This window comes from Methylosinus sp. H3A, assembly GCF_015709455.1.
Lineage (GTDB): Bacteria > Pseudomonadota > Alphaproteobacteria > Rhizobiales > Beijerinckiaceae > Methylosinus.
The window spans coordinates 2,082,241-2,098,458 of record NZ_JADNQW010000005.1 but is presented as its reverse complement, the minus strand read 5'-3'; the positions used below and the strand labels follow the sequence as shown (position 1 = coordinate 2,098,458).

Sequence of the window (16,218 nt, the reverse complement as noted above, 5' to 3'; positions counted from 1 at the left end):
AGTTCCGACACGGATGGCGATTCCGTTTCGAAATACGCAGAAATCAGCCCGATAGGCTGGGTCGCCTATGCTGCTGGACAGACGCAAAAATGGGAGAAAAACTCGAGACTACTCAGGAGTCCGAGGGTTTACCGTGGGACAATCGCGCCAGCGCGCTCTCCCCGCTCTCGTCCCCAAAGCAATCGTGGAAATCGCTGCACTCGCGGCAAGTGGGCGCGGCGCAAAGAACAAAACCTTCCATCTCACATAGCGAGCGATAGAAAAATTTCTTCCATTTCATATGGTTTACGTTGCGCTCGGCGAGGCGAGGAAAACGCTCTCGCATCAAACGGCCGAGCTCATCGCGCTGGCTCAGACCGAGATCCTGCCACAAATGGCGAGGGGACATCGCACGTTTGGTCATTATCGACGCCAGCCAGCCGGTCTCTTCCGAGGCGTCGCCGCGAAATCTTTCGAGCAATTGCCGAATCTGCTCTTCCTCATCGTCCAGCCCGATCGCCTCTGGCTCCTCCGCCAGATCGATCAACGCATGAGCTTCAGGCGCCCAACGGTCGAACAACCGTGTGAGTTGCGCACGCCCGAGCGCGAGAGAATGGCCCAGCGCCCCGGAGCGCCCCGCTACTTCGCTCAAGCCGAGAGCCAATACGCAACAAAAGACGTGCGCCATAAACGGATCGTCGCGTCCGCATTCGCTCGGACGCGACCGCAATCGCGCGTAAATATCCGTCGGATCCCGACTCGGCTGTCGGAGCCCGCTCTCCGATCGACGATCTTCGGAGAGAAAGGCCATTGGATCAGCCGACCAGCTGATCCACGGGAACGTGCGTCTGGCAGTCCTTCGGACAGACCTTCGAACACGCCGAGCACCCGATGCAATCCTGCTCCCGCTCGACCTTCATGATCTTGCGATTGAGTTCGCCGTCGAAGTCATCGTCGTCGTCATCGGTCACGATGCCGAGGATCGTTCCTTCCGCGTCCACGCCGTAAAGCGCCATGACGTCCTGCGGACACACTTTGAAACAGCGTCCGCAGCCGATGCATGTCGCAGGATTGATGTTGGTCAAATAAGACGGCGTCCAGTCGGCGCCGCCTCTCGTCTTGAACGCCCCCATCACGCAGTCTCCAATTCCTTGAGTTTCTGACGGGCGGCTTCGAGAGCCGCATAGGCCTCATAGGCCTCCTGCGCGACCGTGAGGATGGTGCCCCAATTGATCGGAAGCTCTTCCGAAAGGTCGTGCAGATTCATCTTCATATTCGTCGCCTTGGCCGAGAGTTTCTTGATCTCGGCCTTCAGCTCGTCGACGGAGCTCATTCGATCATCTCCTTCGATTATCAGTAGCGCGCGACTTCCGGAAACTTCTCGATCATCTCGACGCCGGAGCTGACCAGCTTCGTGCCTTCATCGGAAAGCTTCTCCAAGGAGTCGAAGCCGAAGCGATGCACGTCGCGCAGCTGCTTATTGACGACGATGAGCCGACCAGCGATAAGCACCTGACGGCCGAAGCCCTCATGACTCATTTTGATCATCGGCTGAACCATCACACCGGTGGCGCGCTCGATCGACAGCGCCACCGCATTGTAGAAGAGCTCGAGCCGCCAGAGAATCTCGGGATCGGGATCGCCGATGAGCGGAAGCTGCTTGCGCGCTTCTTTGTCGACGATATACGGCTTGATGAGATCGAGATCTTTCTTGTTCTCCCAAGTGCCGTGCGTATCCTGCGCACGCCACATTTTGATCAGTTCCTTGATGAAGACGCTGTCCGCCGCGTCATTCGCCGTAATCGTCTCGGTCTCAGCCATTTGCAGCCTCTTCCTCGAAATCGAAGGTTCTTTCCTGGCCCCTCGTCATGACCTTGCGCAGCCAGGGCGGCGGCGCGCCTTGCAGGACGACTTTGAGCTTCTCCAGGAGTTCTGTGATATTTTCCGGCTGCGCCACCTTCATCGGGTGAATGCCCGAAGCAACGACACGCGCAGCTCCGGAGCCTCCGATCGCTGCAACGTAGAGGATCGCGCAGTCCTTGATCGCTTCGAGCTTGGGCTGCAGCTTGTCCTCATTGCCGTCTTCTTGAAGATCACCCTGGAACTGGATCGCCTCGATGAAGCTGTATCCGTCAGCGGTGAGCTCATAGATCGCGATATTCTTCGCCCAACCGAAATGGGCGTCGACCCGTTCGAGGTCTTGCGTGGCGAATGCGACTTTCATGCTGCCTCCTCGTGGTCAGGCCATCGCGGTCAGTTGAACGAGCTCTGTCGTTTGCTCGCCCCCGAAATGCGTGACATTTTCGTCTTCACGGCGCCATGTGTCCGGATCGGGCTCATGAGCCTGTGAGATGAACATATTGCCGATGTTGAAGATGAGCGTTCTCGTGCCTCGGTAGCCCACCGTCAGTTCGTGACCAGCGCCCAGCCGATCGAAGGTCGGCAGCCCCAATCGGTACAGCGGCACGCCGAGTCGCTCCGACGCCTGACGCCCATGCGAGTGCGTCATCATCAGATCCGCACCTTTCGAGCGGTGCTCGAGATCTTCGAGATCGCCGATGAGCACCTCGTCGATTGCAAGGTTTTTGAGCACGGCCGACTGTGTCGTGGTCACGGCCGCCTGTACATGCGCCCCCATTTCCAGGAGCCACGAGCCGATCGCGAACAATAGGTCGGGCTCGGCACCGATCGTGACTTTTCTGCCGCCGAAGTGGAAATGGCCATCCAGCATCGCGTCGACGAGCTGCCCCCTCTGGCGCTTGAACTTCTGAGGAACCGGCCGACCGCTGATCCGTGACAAAAAGCCGATCAGCTCATCGTTCGGAGCAAGGCCCGTGAGCCGATCGAAAAGGACGAAAGGAACGCCGGCTCGACGCTCGAGAGTCGTAGCGGCGAGCCGCATCTGCTCGCCGACGGCGATGGTCCATGCGGCCGAGCCCATCGCGCCCATCGCTTCGCGCGTCGTGCCGCCGAGCGTCGTGGGTGTGAAATCTTCGGGAAGATGACCATCCAGCGAACCAGAGAGATCGGGCAGAAAGGTCGGCTCGAGCCCGAAGCTCTCGATGATGTCCCGCAACTCGTCGATGTCACCAGGCGTCAGATGACAGCCGGGGAGGACATTGACGCGCTGCGGCGCGCGCTGCGCCGGCGTTTCATTCGCGGGCACGAACGCCTCGATCAGCTTCGCGACCGTTTTCTCCCAACCGTCTTGAAACGCGTCTTTGAAGTCAGGCGTCGACACATAGACAATGCCCATATGATCGAGCTCGGGATGACGCTGTCGAATGAGCTGAATATAGCCATCGACATCATCGCCCTTGGTCTCGGTCACGCCGGTCGAACAGATGCCAATGACCTCCGGCTTCGCGCGCTTCGCGATATTGACGACCGCTTCTTCGACATTATCAAGCCCCCCGAGAACCGTCGCGACTTCGCTCATCGCGGTGGTCTGAAGCGGGATCGCCTCGCGAAAATGCCGAACGAACAGCACGAGCCCAAAAGATGTGCAGCCCTGTGATCCATGCAGCAGCGGCATGCATCCTTGCACACCCATGAAAGCGAGAGCGCCGCCTATCGGCTGGCTCATCTTCAAAGGGTTGACCGCGCAGGCCTTTTTGGAAACTTCTACTCTAGCCATCGGAGCGCCTCACGCCGCTTTCGATGCAGGAACCGCGCCACCGGCGTTGGCTGCCTCGATCATCTGCTCCAGCTGGTCGCGACATCCGCCGCAACCTGTGCCCGCGTGTGTAGCCTCGGCCAGCGCGTCGACGGAGGTCAAAGACCCGGCAGCGATCGCGTCTTCGAGCGCGCCGACATTCACATTATGACATTTGCAGATCCGCTTTTCGCGGCGGACCTGCTCCGCCTTCACGGGATCGGCCGCGAGCTCCGCCGCTTCCGCTGCGATCGCCTCATTCGCGCGATCTTCCCAGGTCTTTTCCTGCCATGGTGGCGGACGGCGCACTTGGTCCCAAACCGGATTGAACAGCGCCTTGTCGATCTCGTGAACGAGTTCGACCATGCCCTCATAGCCGGCGTAGGCGTGATGCCGCTCCTGGTTGATATCGAGCCATGGCATTTTCGCTTTGAGCGCAATGAACTGTGAGCGACCGCCCGAAAGCATGATATCCGCCTGCGCGTCTTTGAGCATTTTATACATTTCACGCGGCGTCATATCGTCGATCATATGGGCGTCCTGCCCCATCAGTTCCTTGATGCGCTCCTTGTCCTCCTTGGTGGACTTCTTGACGCTGGTGCCGACGAGCTCCATGCCGGCTTCCTGCAGAGCCGCGACGACGGACCAGGATTTCACGCCGCCCGTGATCAGCAGAACCTTCTTGCCGAGCAGCCTTTCCTTATAAGGCGCGATCCGCGCCCAGGCGCGCGCCTCTTCGCGCGCTATCACCGCGTCGGTTCGATCTTTGAGCTCGGCGGGCGCCCCCTTCTCGACCAACAGGCGTGCGATTTCGCGAAGCGAATCGCTCATATCGCCGATGCCGTAGAACGAACCCTCGAAGAAGGGAATCTCGTAGCGTTCCTCCATCTTGCGCGCGACGTTGATCATCGCTTTGGAGCAGACCATCATCGCCGCCTTGGCGCGATGGGAGGACGCGACCTCCTGATATTTGCCGTCGCCGGAAATGCAGGAGAGGATACGGATTCCGAGCTCGTCGAGAAGCGGCTTGACCTGCCACAGCTCGCCCGCGAGATTATATTCGCCGATGATATTGATGTCGTAAGGCGTGGTGTATTCAGGCTCCTGTGTGCCGATCACATGATCGAGGATCGCCTCACCCGCCAGCTTGTTGCCGAGATTTTTCGGCCCGACGAATCCCGGCGAATTCACCGGAATAACGGGCTTGTTGAATTTCTTCGCCGCCGCTTTGCAAACCGCGTCGATATCGTCGCCGATCATGGCGGGGACGCAGGTCTGATAGACGAAAATCGCCGGCGGATCATATTTGTCGATGATTTCTTTGATCGACTTGTAGAGACGCTTCTCCCCGCCGAACACGACGTCGGTCTCTCCGATGTCCGTTGTGAAACCTGTGCGATAAAGGCTGGAGCCGGATGTCTTGGCTCCGCGATTGTCCCAGGAGTTGCCTTCGCAGGCTATGGGCCCGTGGACGAGATGGGCTACGTCCGTGATCGGCTGCAGAGCGATCTTGGCGCCATCGAAAGCGCATCCACCGGCTGCGGCGCCTGGCGCCAATTGCTTCGTGCAGCCTTTTTTTCGCTCTTTGTCGGATTTGCCCTGGTTTTTATCGCAACCGGGCTCATTGAAAACGTCTTGAACTTTTGCGGCCAGCGTGCTCATCCGCGCCTCCTGCAACGGCCATCGCCTCCCACAGTGCGCACGGATTGCGCCAGCGCGGCGGTCGACCCAACGGATCAGGCTCTTGTTATTCCGTCGGACCGCGCCGTAACGCGGCCCGACGGATCGTTAATGTCAGCGAATGATGTCGAAGCTATAGTCCGACTTCGCCACGACGTTGGTGTTGCGATCGATCTCGTCGAACACCTTGTCGAGCAGCCAAACCAGGACGTTCAGACCGCCCTGATAGCCCCACACCGGATAACGGTGATAGTGGTGGCGATCGAAGACCGGGAAGCCGATGCGGATCAGCGGAGTGCCAGTGTCGCGCTCGAGATATTTGCCATAGGTGTTGCCGATCAGGAAGTCGACCGGCTCCGTGAACAGCAGCGAACGCATATGCCAGAGATCCTTGCCGGCATAGGCCTTGCAGTTCTTGCCGAACGGCGAGCTGGCGAACAGTTGGTTCATCTTCTCTTCCCAGAGCTTGCCGCCATTGGAAGCAAGCACGGTGATCGGCTCGGCGCCGAGCTCCATCAGGAAGGAGGCGAGGCCGTAGCAGAGGTCCGGATCGCCGTAGATCGCGAAGCGCTTGCCGTGCAGATGCGCGGAGGAGTCGGCGATCGCGTCGACCAGACGGCCGCGCTCACGGGTCAGCTCCTTCGAGATCGGCTTGCCGGTGACTTCCGAGACCTTCATCAGGAACTCATCCGTGGCGCGGACGCCCACCGGATGATGGAAGGAGTAGGTCTCCTGGCCGCTGGCGGCGATGAGCGGAAGCGTCTTCTCCGTGGAGAAGTGCTGCATCGAGAAGGTCGCCTTCGCATGGATCGCATTGGCGGCGTCTTCGAGCTTCGTGCCGCCATCATACATGCGGAACTCGCCGTCCGTCGGCGTATCCCACACATCGCTCGGATCGCCGAGGATCGTGTATTCGACGCCCATCGATTCGAAGATGCGCTTCACTTCGCGGATATTGCCGACGACATAGCCGTCGAAACCGCCGATGAAGTTGATCGAATTGTTGGGAACGCGCTCGAGCTTGGGAGCCGTGCCGGCTTTGCCGTTCCAAAAATGCTCGACGATGCCCTTCATGACATTGTCGTAGCCGGTGACATGGCTGCCGACGAAGGCCGGGGTATGCGCGAACGGAACGTCGTAATCGGCCGGGACCGAACCCTTTTCCTTCGACGTCTTGATGAAGGCGTTGAGATCGTCGCCGATGACTTCCGCCATGCAGGTCGTCGAGACGGATATCATCTTCGGCTTATACATATTGTAGGTGTTGGCGAGGCCGTCGATCATGTTGTTGAGGCCGCCGAACACCGCCGCATCTTCCGTCATCGAGGAGGAGACGCAAGACGTCGGCTCCTTGAAGTGACGCGAGAAGTGCGAACGATAATAGGCCACGCAGCCCTGCGACCCATGGACGAACGGGATCGTCTGCTCGAAACCGAGCGAGGCGAACACCGCGCCGAGCGGCTGGCAAGCCTTGGCCGGATTAACGGTAAGAGCCTCGCGAGCGAAGTTCTTCTCCTGATATTCCTTCGTCTTGGCCCACTCGCGGACGCGCTCGACCTCGGCGTCGGGGTGATGGTTCTCGAACTCTTTCTTCTTCTTCTCGAACATCTCGAGATATTCCGGCTGGCGGAATAGGTTGAAATGGTCGAGGACGTTGTCTGCATTCTGTGGCATGTCGATTCCCCTCGTTGTCCGCGAGCTCCCGCCCTCTCGGACCGAGGCGGCGACCCGGCCTCGGTCTCTCCAACGCGAACGGGGGAAGCCCCCGTTCGCGAAGAGAGCGTTTGCAACTCAGTCGATCAAGCCGCCCAAGGCGCCTTGGCGAATTTCCAGACCGGCGAATTGATCGCCATGTCCATGTCGCGAGCGAAGATCGCGAAGCCGTCATAGCCGTGATAGGGGCCCGAGTAGTCCCAGCTGTGCATCTGACGGAAGGGCACGCCCATTTTCTGGAAGACGTACTTTTCCTTGATGCCCGAACCGACGAGGTCCGGCTGGATCTTCTCGACGAACTTCTCGAACTCGTAGCCGGTCACGTCGTCATAGATCAACGTGCCGTCTTTCACATAGTGGGTCGTGCGCTGATAGTCGTCGTTGTGGCCGAACTCGTAGCCAGTGCCGACGATCTCCATGCCGAGATCCTCGTAGGCGCCGATCACGTGACGGGGACGAAGACCGCCCACGAACAGCATGACTTTCTTGCCTTCGAGGCGCGGACGGTACTTCGCGACCACCGCCTCCATCAGCGGGCGATATTTGGCGATGACGCGCTCGGCGCCTTCCTTGATCTTGTCGTCGAAGTGGCTGGCGATCTTACGCAGCGACTCCTCGATCTTGGACGGTCCGAAGAAGTTGTACTCGACCCACGGAACCCCGTACTTTTCTTCCATGTGACGGGAGATGTAGTTCATCGAGCGGTAGCAGTGCAGGACGTTCAGCTTCGCGCGCGGAGTCGCTTCCAGCTCCGCGATCGTGCCGTCGCCCGACCACTGCGCAACGACGCGCAGGCCCATTTCTTCGAGCAGAATGCGCGAAGACCAGGCGTCGCCGCCGATGTTGTAGTCGCCGATGATCGCAACGTCGTAAGGCGTCGGCTCGAACAGGGCCGGCTTGCCCTCCATCTTGTCGAACACCCAGTCGCGGATCGCGTCATTGGCCAGATGGTGGCCGAGAGACTGCGACACGCCACGGAAGCCTTCGCAGCGCACCGGAACGATCGTGTGGCCGTTGTACTCCTTGGTCTTGGCCTTGGAGACAGCCTCGATGTCGTCGCCGATGAGGCCGATCGGGCACTCGGACTGGACGGAGATGCCCTTGTTGAGGGGGAACAGCTCCTGGATTTCGTCGATCAGCTTGGCGAGCTTCTTGTCGCCGCCGAAAACGATATCCTTTTCCTGGAAGTCCGAGGTGAACTGCATCGTGCCGAAGGTGTCGATGCCGGTCACGCCGATGTAGTAGTTACGGCGCGACGCCCAGGAATATTGACCGCAGCCCACCGGGCCGTGGCTGATGTGGATCATGTCCTTGATCGGGCCCCACACGACGCCCTTCGAACCGGCGTAAGCGCAGCCACGGATCGTCATCACGCCGGGGATCGACTTGATGTTGGACTTGACGCCGCAATCCGGCTTGCCATCCTCGAAGGTGCCGAGGTGCTTCGCGCGGCGCTTGGCGGTTTTTTCAGGATAAACTTCGAGGACCTCTTTGATCAGCGCCTTATTGCGCGCCTTGAGGTCTTCGATCGATTCGGGTTGAGCCAGGCTCATGACGCCATCCCTTTCCAATTAGGCCAATCTGAAAGATCGGCCCGGCCCCGTTCGAGGCCGGGCCTTCAACTTTCAGGCGAATTAGGCGATCGCAGCCAGATCGGCAGCGGTCTTGCCGACCTGCGACTCGTCGACCGCCTTCATGACGCCGTGCTCCATGAGGAGGTCTTCCAGCTCGTCCATCGTGATCGGGGTCGGGATGATGCCATTGCCCTTGTTGGCATGGACCTTCTCGGCCAGCGAACGATAGTGACCAGCCTGCACGGAGTCGGGCGCATACTCGATGACCGTCATGCGGCGCAGCTCGGCGTGCTGAACGATATTGTCGCGCGGCACGAAGTAGATGAGCTGGGTGCCGAGCTTCTTGGCCAGAGACTCGGCCAGCTCGTACTCCTTGTCGGTCTGACGCTCGTTGCAGACCAGCCCGCCCAGGCGCACGCCGCCGGAGTTGGCGTACTTCAGAATGCCCTTGGAGATGTTGTTGCCGGCATACATGGCCATCATCTCGCCAGACATGACGATGTAGATTTCCTGCGCCTTGTTCTCACGGATCGGCATCGCGAAGCCGCCGCAGACCACGTCGCCGAGCACGTCATAGGAGACGTAGTCGACGCCGTCGTAAGCGCCCTGCTCCTCGAGGAAGTTGATCGAGGTGATGACGCCACGACCCGCGCAGCCCACTCCCGGCTCCGGACCACCGGACTCGACGCAACGAATGTCTTCGAAGCCGACCTTCATCACGTCTTCGAGCTCGAGATCCTCGACCGAACCGGCCTCGGCGGCCAGGGAGAGGATGGTGTCCTGCGCCTTGGCGTGCAGGATCAGACGGGTCGAGTCGGCCTTGGGATCGCAGCCGACGATCAGGATCTTCTTGCCCTGCTGGGCGAGAGCCGCGAGAGTGTTCTGAGAGGTCGTGGACTTGCCAATGCCTCCCTTGCCGTAGAACGCGATCTGTCTAAGTTCTGACATTTCTGTCTCCTTAAGATACCGTTTCATTGCGATCGGCGCGCACGGCGCGCAGGCCGAAGTCGATTCGTCCGACCGAGCCCGGCGCCGGTTGCGGGATCGCCCCCTTGGTGATCGGGGCCGCCCAATCCGCAGCCACTCGCCTTGCGGGCCCTGTCTCGCAAGCCTCGTGCCAGCGCCCTGGGAGTGAATTATATTGCTATTATTCAATGGCTTATACGATTAGCGGAGCCCGCCTCGGGGGGTGTGTCAAAGCCGACAGTCATGCTCGGAATCGGACGAAGGGCAATTAGGCGACAGGCTCGTTCGGAAGCATTGTAAGATTCGGACATGTCGTCGGAACAATGTCTCATTCCTCACGGCATACCGATTGCTTAGAAAGAGGGCAGGTAAACCACGGAGCAGACGAGATGCAAATCGGCGTCGAAACGTCCAGGGCGGTCGAAAACAAGCGCATTTTCGTCGTCGACGACGACGAGATCATTCGGGCGGCGCTTCAGTTCATGCTGCACGACGAATATGAGACACATGAGATCGGCACGCTCGACGCGGCGATCGAGAAGTCGGCGTCGAATAAGCCGGACCTTCTCATTCTGTCGGAAAACGTCGTGAAGGCCGCGGGCCTGGCGATTTTGGCCGACATTCCAAAGCGGATCGCAGGCGTGAAAGTGCTGGTGATCGTCGATTCTCTGCAGAGCGGCTTCGGCAAAGAAAGCCAATCGGCTGGGGCCCATGGCTATATCGTCAAGCCGTTGACGGTGGAATTCGTGCGTCAGAAGGTCGACGTTCTTCTGGGCCGCCGTCAAGGCGTCGCGATTCCGCTGAACGTGCTCTGACCCGAACATTCTCTATCGGAAGCGGCAATGGCCGGGGCGATCGCTCCGGCCTTTTTGTTTTGGTCCAATTGCTTTGATGTTGCGGTCTAACGAAAACGAAAACGCCCGCGGCAACGCGGGCGTCTCGGATCATTTTGGTCTGTCGCGTCAGAGCTGCGGCACGATGATCAATCGCTCTACCGGATTTCCATCGATAAAATGCGATTGTACGATTTCGTCGATGTCCTCCGGTGTGCGCGGCGCATACCAAACGCCCTGCGGGTAGACGACCATCAGCGGACCGGCGCGACAAAAGCCGAGGCAGGCCGTCGCAGTCATCGAGACGTCGGGAAGCGGCTGCGCCCCGAGCTTCGCCTGCAGGCGGTCCCACAGCGGCTTTGCGCCGGAGGTCGTGCAACTGCCGCGCGGATGTCCTGGCGGCCGCTGTTGAAAGCAGGTGAACACATGGTATTTGAACACTACCGGAAGATCTTCGAGCATTTTCGGTTCCTGAATAGTCTATGCCAAACGCACCCGGCTACGTTCAAGCCGCCGCGTCGGCAGTCGAGGCGGGCACGGGCTGGCCGATGAGACTCGCGACGAATTCGGCGATTGGCGTCTCGATCCGCTCGATCTTCTGCTCCGCGAGGAATTTCGCCTCGTTTTTGGTCAGCGGACCTTCGATCACCGCCCAGTGTTGGTCGGACGAGCGCTTCATGATCTGGCGGGCGAAATTTCTCTCGAGCTGCGTCGTGAAGCGGCACCCGAGGAAGAGAAAGCTGCGGCCCTTGCGGATAGACTGCACAACCTCGGGAATCGGCGTTTGTATGTCGATCTCTGTCAGGACTTCGACATAGTCGGAGTCCGAAATGACATAATTCGACGCTGGCGTGACAGAGCCGATCGGTTGGTAGAGCAGTGTTTCCCAGGACAGAGTTTCCGGCGGCGCTTCGGCAGGCGCTTTCGCGCCGGAGCCGTCGCGTACGAACTCTTTATTGGGAACGAGCGACGAGTCGGCGCGAAAGTAGTTGACCCAATAGCCGAAGTGCTCGGCCTGCGACACGCCCTGGACGCTTCCCCAATTCTTTCTCACCGCCAACGCCTTTTGTGGCAGGTCATCGTACCAGGCGTTGACGACGAGCGGCAATTGCGGGCGTTCGGCGAGCCATTTGTGCAGGACGCTCGGCTCGGGCGTCTGCTCGAACGCTTTGTTCATCGCCGCGGCGATCGTCTTGCGGTGTTTGAAATTCTCGATGTATTGCGCGGCGGCCGTCAGATTATTGCGAATCTTGTGCGGCACTGTCGCAGCTTTGGTCAGCTGCACGACCAATTCTTCGGGGGAGGCGGGAATCGGGATCCCGTCTGTCGCCAGCGTGAGCACGCCGGGTCCGAGATAGGGAATCACGAGGCCTCGCTCAAACCCCGTTTTGATTGCGCTCAGCACTTGTGTATCTCCTCTCGTCGAACCCGGTATGCAAGGCTTGTCACTGAAGAGTTGCGCTCTTTGCCGCGTCGAGTTCTTCCGGCGTCAGCTTGAACGCGCCGCGACCGCCGGACAGGGCCATGAAGTCCATGGCGTAGGCGTTCGTCAGCTTGGTGAACCACTCCTGGCTGGACAGGCCTGCGGGACGTTCGCCGATCTCCAGGACGGTGCCGTCGTTGAAGAAACGGACGTGAATGATGACAGATTTGTCGCTCATTTTGATTCCCCTTCGGTTTTCAGCGACCGGAGTCGAAGCCGAGAAGCTCGACCGTGACGTTTTCGGTTCCGAAATTGACTTGGCAAGCGAGACGCGATTTCGAACCCACACCGACGATCGAATCCAATCGCTCGTTTTCGGCGCGAGTCGTTTTCGACACGCTCTTCCTTCCGTCCTGGACGAAGAGGTGGCAGGTGCCACATTTGGCCTCGCCTCCGCACTTGCTGGATATGCTCTCTCCAGCCGCGAGTATTGCGTCCAGAAGTCTGCTGCCCTGCTCGGCCTCGATGGTTTTGCCTGACGGCAGAATGGTCAGTACCGGCATGTCGTTCACTCCTCCTTGCCAAAGGTCCTCACAACCTTTGACCAGCAAGTTTCGAACCACTCTAAATTTAGAGTCGATCGCGGCGCGAAGACGCGCTTTGCGCCGACAAGCGCTTGTAAATTCGGAAGATTGGGGGAGGCGCCTCACCGCGCCCCGGCCGCTGTGAGCCACTCACGTCGCAGCAGCGTCGGTTTCACGACAATGACATCGCGGAAAGCGACACGCCAGCCGCTGGCCGGCGCGCTTCTCAGAGATAGATCGCCGCGCCTGCGCCGATATTGATCGAAGCGTCCTTCATCGTGCCGACGATGAAGGCGATCTGATTTTCGGTGAGATGCGCATGGAACGGCAGCGCGACCGCGCGATCGGCGACTTTCTCGGTCACGAAGAAATTGCCGCGACGATAGCCGAGATCGAAATAATAGCGCTGGAGATGCAACGGATGCGAATAGGCCGCCGCATCGATTTTTTCTGTCTGAAGGTCTTCGATAATCTGGTCGCGGCTCGAGCGCGAGAAGCGCGTGCCCAGATGGACGACGTAGAGGAACCAGTGAACTTCGTCGACATCCGGCGCGATATAGGGATCTTTGATCCCTTCGAAGGATTTCACATATTGATAGAACCAGCGCTCGACGCGCGTCCGCCGCGCGAGCAGCAGCTCCAGGCGCCGAAACTGCGCGAGCCCGAGCGCCGCGGTGATGTCGCTCATCGCCGCCTGCATGGGCGGGTAGGCGCCGAGCACGACCGACGAGCGCTCCGCGACGCGACGACTGCGCAGATTGCGGATCGCGGAGGCGCGATCGTCGTCGTCGGTGACGATCATCCCCCCCTCGCCGCAGGCGATGACGCCCGGCTGCGAGAAGTCGAAGACAGAGCAATCGCCGAAGGAGCCGACCAGCTTGCCTTTGTAGATCGAGCCGATCGCCTCGGTCGAATCTTCGATCAGAACCAGCTTTTTCGCTTCGGCGAGCTGGCGAAAGGACTCCCAGGGCGCGGGATGACCATTGCTGTTGCCGGCGACTATAGCCTTGGTGCGCTCGGTGATGACGGCTTCCGCCTTCTCCGGCGCGAGCGTGCCCGCCCAATAGTCGATGTCTGCGAACACCGGACGCGCGCCCGTCAACGCGATGGCATGGGTGGTCTCGCGGAAAGAATGGGCCGAGGCGACGACTTCATCGCCTGGGCCTATTCCATAGGCGCGCAGCGTGAGCAGAAGGCCGATCGTGCCGCTGGAGACCGCGATCGCATGTTTCCTGCCGAGATAATTCGCGAATTCCGCCTCGAACTCTTCGACTTTGGGGCCCGAGGAGAGTCGCGGCGAAGTAATCGTCTCGACCACCGCGTCCAGATCGCTCTGGGCGAGGTCCGGATCATTCATCGGCAGAATGGTCGTCTTCATGCTCGCTCACCTTTTCGGGGCAACCACCAATCCAGTGGCGACAGACGGATCCGCCGTGATCTTGACGCAGTGATCGCGTGCGTCGATCAGGAACAGATCGCAGTTTTCATAGCTGCGAAACGGCGTCTCGTCCTGGATGTCCGCCTTGTCGCATCTCATCGCCGTGAGGCCGGCCGCGACTTGTCTCAGAGCGGAAACGGCCGCCTGATCGGCGGCCGCCGTCGCGAGCGTCGCGTCGATCGCCTCGAGTTGCTCCGTCGCGATCGGCATTTTTAGTCTCCACTCACTTTTTTTGCTTCGACTGTGATCGGAAGCGAAGTCTCCGCAGCCATTTCCGGCAGCTGAAGTATCCAACCATTGGCGAGGGTCACCGTGCCGCCCCACAATTGGGGGCTTTGCTGTTCGACGATCGGCTCTTCGAGATCCTTCTTCGGCACATAGGCCGAAAGAATGCCGTCGGAGCCTCTGCGGATCATGACTTTCACATTGCGCCTCGCTGTTAGGTTGACCCTTGTGGTTTAGCAATGTTCATACCGCGAGTCGTGTGAAAAATCGCCGCGTCAGACCGGCTCGATCTCCTCCTGAAGGCAACCGATCACCACCTTTTCGCCGAACTCCACGATATAGACCGGCGTATCACTCTCGACATGCTCGCCGATCTGAACGATCTCGCCCGGATCGCCAGCCTTGACGAGCAGCGCATCCGGTTCGTGCCCCGGATGCGAGCCGTCATTGAAGAGATCGACGGTCGCGCGCACCCGCATGCCCCAATCATATCGGATGCTCATCGCGCGGCCTCGTCGGTCACGGTCTCGACGGCCTCGAGCTCCTTTTTGCGCATGCCGACTTTATAGCCGGTATCCACGAATTCGACGCCATAGATGTAGAATTGCTGCAAAAATGTGCCGATGCTCGAGACGTAGCCGATCTCGCCCTTTTTGACGAGAACTTCGCCGACGTCCTTGCCGGCGAAGGTTCCGTCGTTTCGCACCACCTTTTTCGACTTGACCTTTTCGCCATAGTTGAAGACCGGCGGGTCGTTGAGCTCGACGGAGCCGTCGTCACGGTTGATGTTGCTCATATCCGTTCCTCGATGTGACTGTGGTTGCGCTCGAAAACCTTCTTGCCGGAAGGATCCGGCGTCTTGCCGAGCCGCGCTTCGGCAGTTTCCCGCACGATCGGATCCACGTCCGAGAGCAGCGGCTGTATGTCCCCGAGAGCGGCGCGGCGCGCCACTTCATAGCGGACACGCCAATCCGGATCGCCGATGAGATCGGGGAGCTGGGTCGCATCGAGCCTCTGCGCCGCCTCGAAGCGCACGCCAGCGTCGATGTCGGTCGTAATTCGCTTCAGCGCCTGAGGCGAGATGCGCTCCGCCACGACGCGCCGGACTTCGACGTCGTCGTCGTCGATCATCAGAACGAGAAGATCGGGCGATATGCGTCGCGCGACAACTTGGCGCACGTAATAATCGCGATCCTCGATCATCGGCAGAAGATCGACCGGATCGAGGCGATGCGCGACTCTTATCCTCACCTCGCGATGTGGATCATTGCGAAGCTTGAGAAGATAGCGGTCCGGCAGCCGCCGCGCCGCGCTCCAGCGAACCGCCTCCTCGGGGTCGTCGAGCAGCGCGGGCAGAAGAAATATCTCTGCCGCCTTTGCGGCGCAGGAGCGCACTTCAAAATAGGGATGTGCGAGATAGTGGCGCGCGATCTCGGGATTCCAGTCGAAGAACCGATCGATTCGGCGCGCATAGCGATCGAACAAGCAGGCTCGGAGCGGTATGCAGCGGCCCTCGGCCAGCAGCTCATTGTGCGGACATGCGCCGCAGTCGACGGGAGCGCCCAGCCAATCGATGGCTTCATCGATTTCGTCAGTCGACATCTTCGGCCTCCATTCCAGCGAGGACGGAGAGGAGAAGCGTCGCACCCACTTTGTCGGTCGGATCGAGCTCGAGAAGCTTTTGCGCCGCCTCGCGCCCTTCTTCATATTCGCCGAGGCGCAGCTGCAGATAGGCGTAGCCTTTGAGCACGAACATGAAAAAACGCGGCAGCACGGCCTCGTAATTCGCGAAGTCGGCGTCCCCCTTGCGCACCTCGCGCCAGTCGAGCGGCAAGGAATTGTCGATCGCGGCCCGGGTCAGGCAGGTCTTTGCGATCTCGAGCGTGTCCTCGAGACGATTCTTGTAGAAGTAAAACCGATAGAGGCTGATCAGCACCGCCACATGGGTCGGCGCCAGTCGACGCGCCTCGAACAGATGCTGTTCTGCGACATCGCTGAGCTGATAGGCGAGGCCCGCTTCGCGGAGATGGCGCTCGGCTTCCGCCGGCAACCCGGCCCCGAACACGGGAGAAGAGAGGATTTCGTCTCCCGTATCGAAGGCTTCGCTGCGAAGAGCGCCATCTCCGTTCAACATGAAGCGTTCCTATC

At 59.9% G+C, this 16,218-nt stretch carries 22 protein-coding genes; 1 reads left to right on the top strand and 21 read right to left on the bottom strand.

Going from position 1 to position 16,218, the window contains the following annotated elements; genetic code table 11:
- Positions 1-112: 112 nt before the first annotated feature.
- From IY145_RS12875 to nifH, 10 genes are all read right to left on the bottom strand, one after another.
- On the bottom strand, positions 113-631 hold the full coding sequence (locus tag IY145_RS12875; RefSeq protein ID WP_246722003.1) for a nitrogen fixation protein NifQ: 519 nt from the start codon (positions 629-631) through the stop codon (positions 113-115).
- Positions 632-794: 163 nt separating this feature from the next.
- Entirely contained in the window at positions 795-1,112 is a 318-nt protein-coding gene (fdxB, locus tag IY145_RS12870; protein WP_142862414.1) for a ferredoxin III, nif-specific, read from the bottom strand.
- Positions 1,112-1,312 carry a CCE_0567 family metalloprotein gene (locus tag IY145_RS12865; RefSeq protein ID WP_196408581.1) on the bottom strand — a complete coding sequence of 67 codons (201 nt, stop codon included), beginning with the start codon at positions 1,310-1,312 and terminating at the stop codon, positions 1,112-1,114. Before IY145_RS12865 ends, fdxB begins: the two co-directional genes overlap by 1 nt.
- A 20-nt stretch (positions 1,313-1,332) precedes the next feature.
- On the bottom strand, positions 1,333-1,800 hold the full coding sequence (locus IY145_RS12860; protein WP_196408580.1) for a NifX-associated nitrogen fixation protein: 468 nt from the start codon (positions 1,798-1,800) through the stop codon (positions 1,333-1,335).
- A complete protein-coding gene (gene nifX, locus IY145_RS12855; RefSeq protein WP_196408579.1) occupies positions 1,793-2,203 on the bottom strand; it encodes a nitrogen fixation protein NifX in 411 nt (136 codons plus the stop codon). The genes IY145_RS12860 and nifX overlap by 8 nt, the downstream gene beginning before the upstream one ends.
- 15 nt (positions 2,204-2,218) lie before the next feature.
- The gene (gene nifN / locus IY145_RS12850; protein ID WP_196408578.1) at positions 2,219-3,616 is read right to left on the bottom strand and encodes a nitrogenase iron-molybdenum cofactor biosynthesis protein NifN; all 1,398 of its coding nucleotides are present in this window, start codon (positions 3,614-3,616) and stop codon (positions 2,219-2,221) included.
- A gap of 9 nt (positions 3,617-3,625) precedes the next feature.
- Positions 3,626-5,296, bottom strand: a complete 1,671-nt coding sequence (nifE, locus tag IY145_RS12845) for a nitrogenase iron-molybdenum cofactor biosynthesis protein NifE (RefSeq protein ID WP_196408577.1) — start codon at positions 5,294-5,296, stop codon at positions 3,626-3,628.
- Positions 5,297-5,428: 132 nt separating this feature from the next.
- Positions 5,429-6,988, bottom strand: coding sequence for a nitrogenase molybdenum-iron protein subunit beta (gene nifK, locus IY145_RS12840; RefSeq protein ID WP_196408576.1), 1,560 nt, complete (start codon positions 6,986-6,988; stop codon positions 5,429-5,431).
- 125 nt (positions 6,989-7,113) lie between these two features.
- Positions 7,114-8,580, bottom strand: coding sequence for a nitrogenase molybdenum-iron protein alpha chain (nifD, locus tag IY145_RS12835; RefSeq protein ID WP_196408575.1), 1,467 nt, complete (start codon positions 8,578-8,580; stop codon positions 7,114-7,116).
- An 81-nt stretch (positions 8,581-8,661) separates the two neighbouring features.
- Positions 8,662-9,549, bottom strand: coding sequence for a nitrogenase iron protein (nifH, locus tag IY145_RS12830; protein ID WP_024881133.1), 888 nt, complete (start codon positions 9,547-9,549; stop codon positions 8,662-8,664).
- Between the two features lie 407 nt (positions 9,550-9,956).
- On the opposite strand from nifH, the gene IY145_RS12825 reads away from it, so the two are divergent.
- Complete coding sequence (locus IY145_RS12825) at positions 9,957-10,382, top strand: response regulator (RefSeq protein ID WP_196408574.1); 426 nt, start codon at positions 9,957-9,959, stop codon at positions 10,380-10,382.
- 147 nt (positions 10,383-10,529) lie between these two features.
- Here IY145_RS12825 and IY145_RS12820 read toward each other — a convergent pair whose 3' ends face one another.
- From IY145_RS12820 to IY145_RS12770, 11 genes are all read right to left on the bottom strand, one after another.
- Positions 10,530-10,862: a ferredoxin gene (locus IY145_RS12820; RefSeq protein WP_196408573.1), complete on the bottom strand. Its 333-nt coding sequence runs from the start codon at positions 10,860-10,862 to the stop codon at positions 10,530-10,532.
- A gap of 43 nt (positions 10,863-10,905) precedes the next feature.
- Positions 10,906-11,766: an SIR2 family protein gene (locus tag IY145_RS12815; RefSeq protein ID WP_312030586.1), complete on the bottom strand. Its 861-nt coding sequence runs from the start codon at positions 11,764-11,766 to the stop codon at positions 10,906-10,908.
- Positions 11,767-11,845: 79 nt separating this feature from the next.
- On the bottom strand, positions 11,846-12,061 hold the full coding sequence (locus tag IY145_RS12810) for a hypothetical protein (RefSeq protein ID WP_196408571.1): 216 nt from the start codon (positions 12,059-12,061) through the stop codon (positions 11,846-11,848).
- A gap of 19 nt (positions 12,062-12,080) precedes the next feature.
- Positions 12,081-12,386 carry a 2Fe-2S iron-sulfur cluster-binding protein gene (locus IY145_RS12805; RefSeq protein WP_196408570.1) on the bottom strand — a complete coding sequence of 102 codons (306 nt, stop codon included), beginning with the start codon at positions 12,384-12,386 and terminating at the stop codon, positions 12,081-12,083.
- A 247-nt stretch (positions 12,387-12,633) separates the two neighbouring features.
- Positions 12,634-13,785 (bottom strand): DegT/DnrJ/EryC1/StrS aminotransferase family protein, encoded by a 1,152-nt coding sequence (locus IY145_RS12800; RefSeq protein ID WP_196408569.1) that lies wholly within the window; start codon positions 13,783-13,785, stop codon positions 12,634-12,636.
- A gap of 6 nt (positions 13,786-13,791) precedes the next feature.
- Complete coding sequence (locus IY145_RS12795; RefSeq protein ID WP_196408568.1) at positions 13,792-14,055, bottom strand: hypothetical protein; 264 nt, start codon at positions 14,053-14,055, stop codon at positions 13,792-13,794.
- A gap of 2 nt (positions 14,056-14,057) precedes the next feature.
- Entirely contained in the window at positions 14,058-14,270 is a 213-nt protein-coding gene (gene nifT / locus IY145_RS12790; RefSeq protein ID WP_312030585.1) for a putative nitrogen fixation protein NifT, read from the bottom strand.
- Between the two features lie 75 nt (positions 14,271-14,345).
- A complete protein-coding gene (locus IY145_RS12785) occupies positions 14,346-14,573 on the bottom strand; it encodes a nitrogen fixation protein NifZ (protein ID WP_196408567.1) in 228 nt (75 codons plus the stop codon).
- Positions 14,570-14,866, bottom strand: coding sequence for a nitrogen fixation protein NifZ (locus IY145_RS12780; RefSeq protein WP_196408566.1), 297 nt, complete (start codon positions 14,864-14,866; stop codon positions 14,570-14,572). Before IY145_RS12780 ends, IY145_RS12785 begins: the two co-directional genes overlap by 4 nt.
- Entirely contained in the window at positions 14,863-15,672 is an 810-nt protein-coding gene (locus tag IY145_RS12775; RefSeq protein WP_196408565.1) for a 4Fe4S-binding leucine-rich repeat protein, read from the bottom strand. The genes IY145_RS12780 and IY145_RS12775 overlap by 4 nt, the downstream gene beginning before the upstream one ends.
- On the bottom strand, positions 15,662-16,204 hold the full coding sequence (locus IY145_RS12770; protein WP_196408564.1) for a hypothetical protein: 543 nt from the start codon (positions 16,202-16,204) through the stop codon (positions 15,662-15,664). The genes IY145_RS12775 and IY145_RS12770 overlap by 11 nt, the downstream gene beginning before the upstream one ends.
- Positions 16,205-16,218: the final 14 nt, after the last annotated feature.

What these genes read in the sequence shown, in the direction of transcription:
- fdxB (WP_142862414.1), bottom strand. Translation starts at nt 1,112, where the DNA reads ATGGGGGCGTTCAAGACGAGAGGCGGCGCCGACTGGACGCCGTCTTAT.
- IY145_RS12865 (WP_196408581.1), bottom strand. Translation starts at nt 1,312, where the DNA reads ATGAGCTCCGTCGACGAGCTGAAGGCCGAGATCAAGAAACTCTCGGCC.
- IY145_RS12860 (WP_196408580.1), bottom strand. Translation starts at nt 1,800, where the DNA reads ATGGCTGAGACCGAGACGATTACGGCGAATGACGCGGCGGACAGCGTC.
- nifX (WP_196408579.1), bottom strand. Translation starts at nt 2,203, where the DNA reads ATGAAAGTCGCATTCGCCACGCAAGACCTCGAACGGGTCGACGCCCAT.
- nifN (WP_196408578.1), bottom strand. Translation starts at nt 3,616, where the DNA reads ATGGCTAGAGTAGAAGTTTCCAAAAAGGCCTGCGCGGTCAACCCTTTG.
- nifE (WP_196408577.1), bottom strand. Translation starts at nt 5,296, where the DNA reads ATGAGCACGCTGGCCGCAAAAGTTCAAGACGTTTTCAATGAGCCCGGT.
- nifK (WP_196408576.1), bottom strand. Translation starts at nt 6,988, where the DNA reads ATGCCACAGAATGCAGACAACGTCCTCGACCATTTCAACCTATTCCGC.
- nifD (WP_196408575.1), bottom strand. Translation starts at nt 8,580, where the DNA reads ATGAGCCTGGCTCAACCCGAATCGATCGAAGACCTCAAGGCGCGCAAT.
- nifH (WP_024881133.1), bottom strand. Translation starts at nt 9,549, where the DNA reads ATGTCAGAACTTAGACAGATCGCGTTCTACGGCAAGGGAGGCATTGGC.
- IY145_RS12825 (WP_196408574.1), top strand. Translation starts at nt 9,957, where the DNA reads ATGCAAATCGGCGTCGAAACGTCCAGGGCGGTCGAAAACAAGCGCATT.
- IY145_RS12820 (WP_196408573.1), bottom strand. Translation starts at nt 10,862, where the DNA reads ATGCTCGAAGATCTTCCGGTAGTGTTCAAATACCATGTGTTCACCTGC.
- IY145_RS12810 (WP_196408571.1), bottom strand. Translation starts at nt 12,061, where the DNA reads ATGAGCGACAAATCTGTCATCATTCACGTCCGTTTCTTCAACGACGGC.
- IY145_RS12805 (WP_196408570.1), bottom strand. Translation starts at nt 12,386, where the DNA reads ATGCCGGTACTGACCATTCTGCCGTCAGGCAAAACCATCGAGGCCGAG.
- IY145_RS12800 (WP_196408569.1), bottom strand. Translation starts at nt 13,785, where the DNA reads ATGAAGACGACCATTCTGCCGATGAATGATCCGGACCTCGCCCAGAGC.
- IY145_RS12795 (WP_196408568.1), bottom strand. Translation starts at nt 14,055, where the DNA reads ATGCCGATCGCGACGGAGCAACTCGAGGCGATCGACGCGACGCTCGCG.
- IY145_RS12785 (WP_196408567.1), bottom strand. Translation starts at nt 14,573, where the DNA reads ATGAGCATCCGATATGATTGGGGCATGCGGGTGCGCGCGACCGTCGAT.
- IY145_RS12780 (WP_196408566.1), bottom strand. Translation starts at nt 14,866, where the DNA reads ATGAGCAACATCAACCGTGACGACGGCTCCGTCGAGCTCAACGACCCG.
- IY145_RS12775 (WP_196408565.1), bottom strand. Translation starts at nt 15,672, where the DNA reads ATGTCGACTGACGAAATCGATGAAGCCATCGATTGGCTGGGCGCTCCC.
- IY145_RS12770 (WP_196408564.1), bottom strand. Translation starts at nt 16,204, where the DNA reads ATGTTGAACGGAGATGGCGCTCTTCGCAGCGAAGCCTTCGATACGGGA.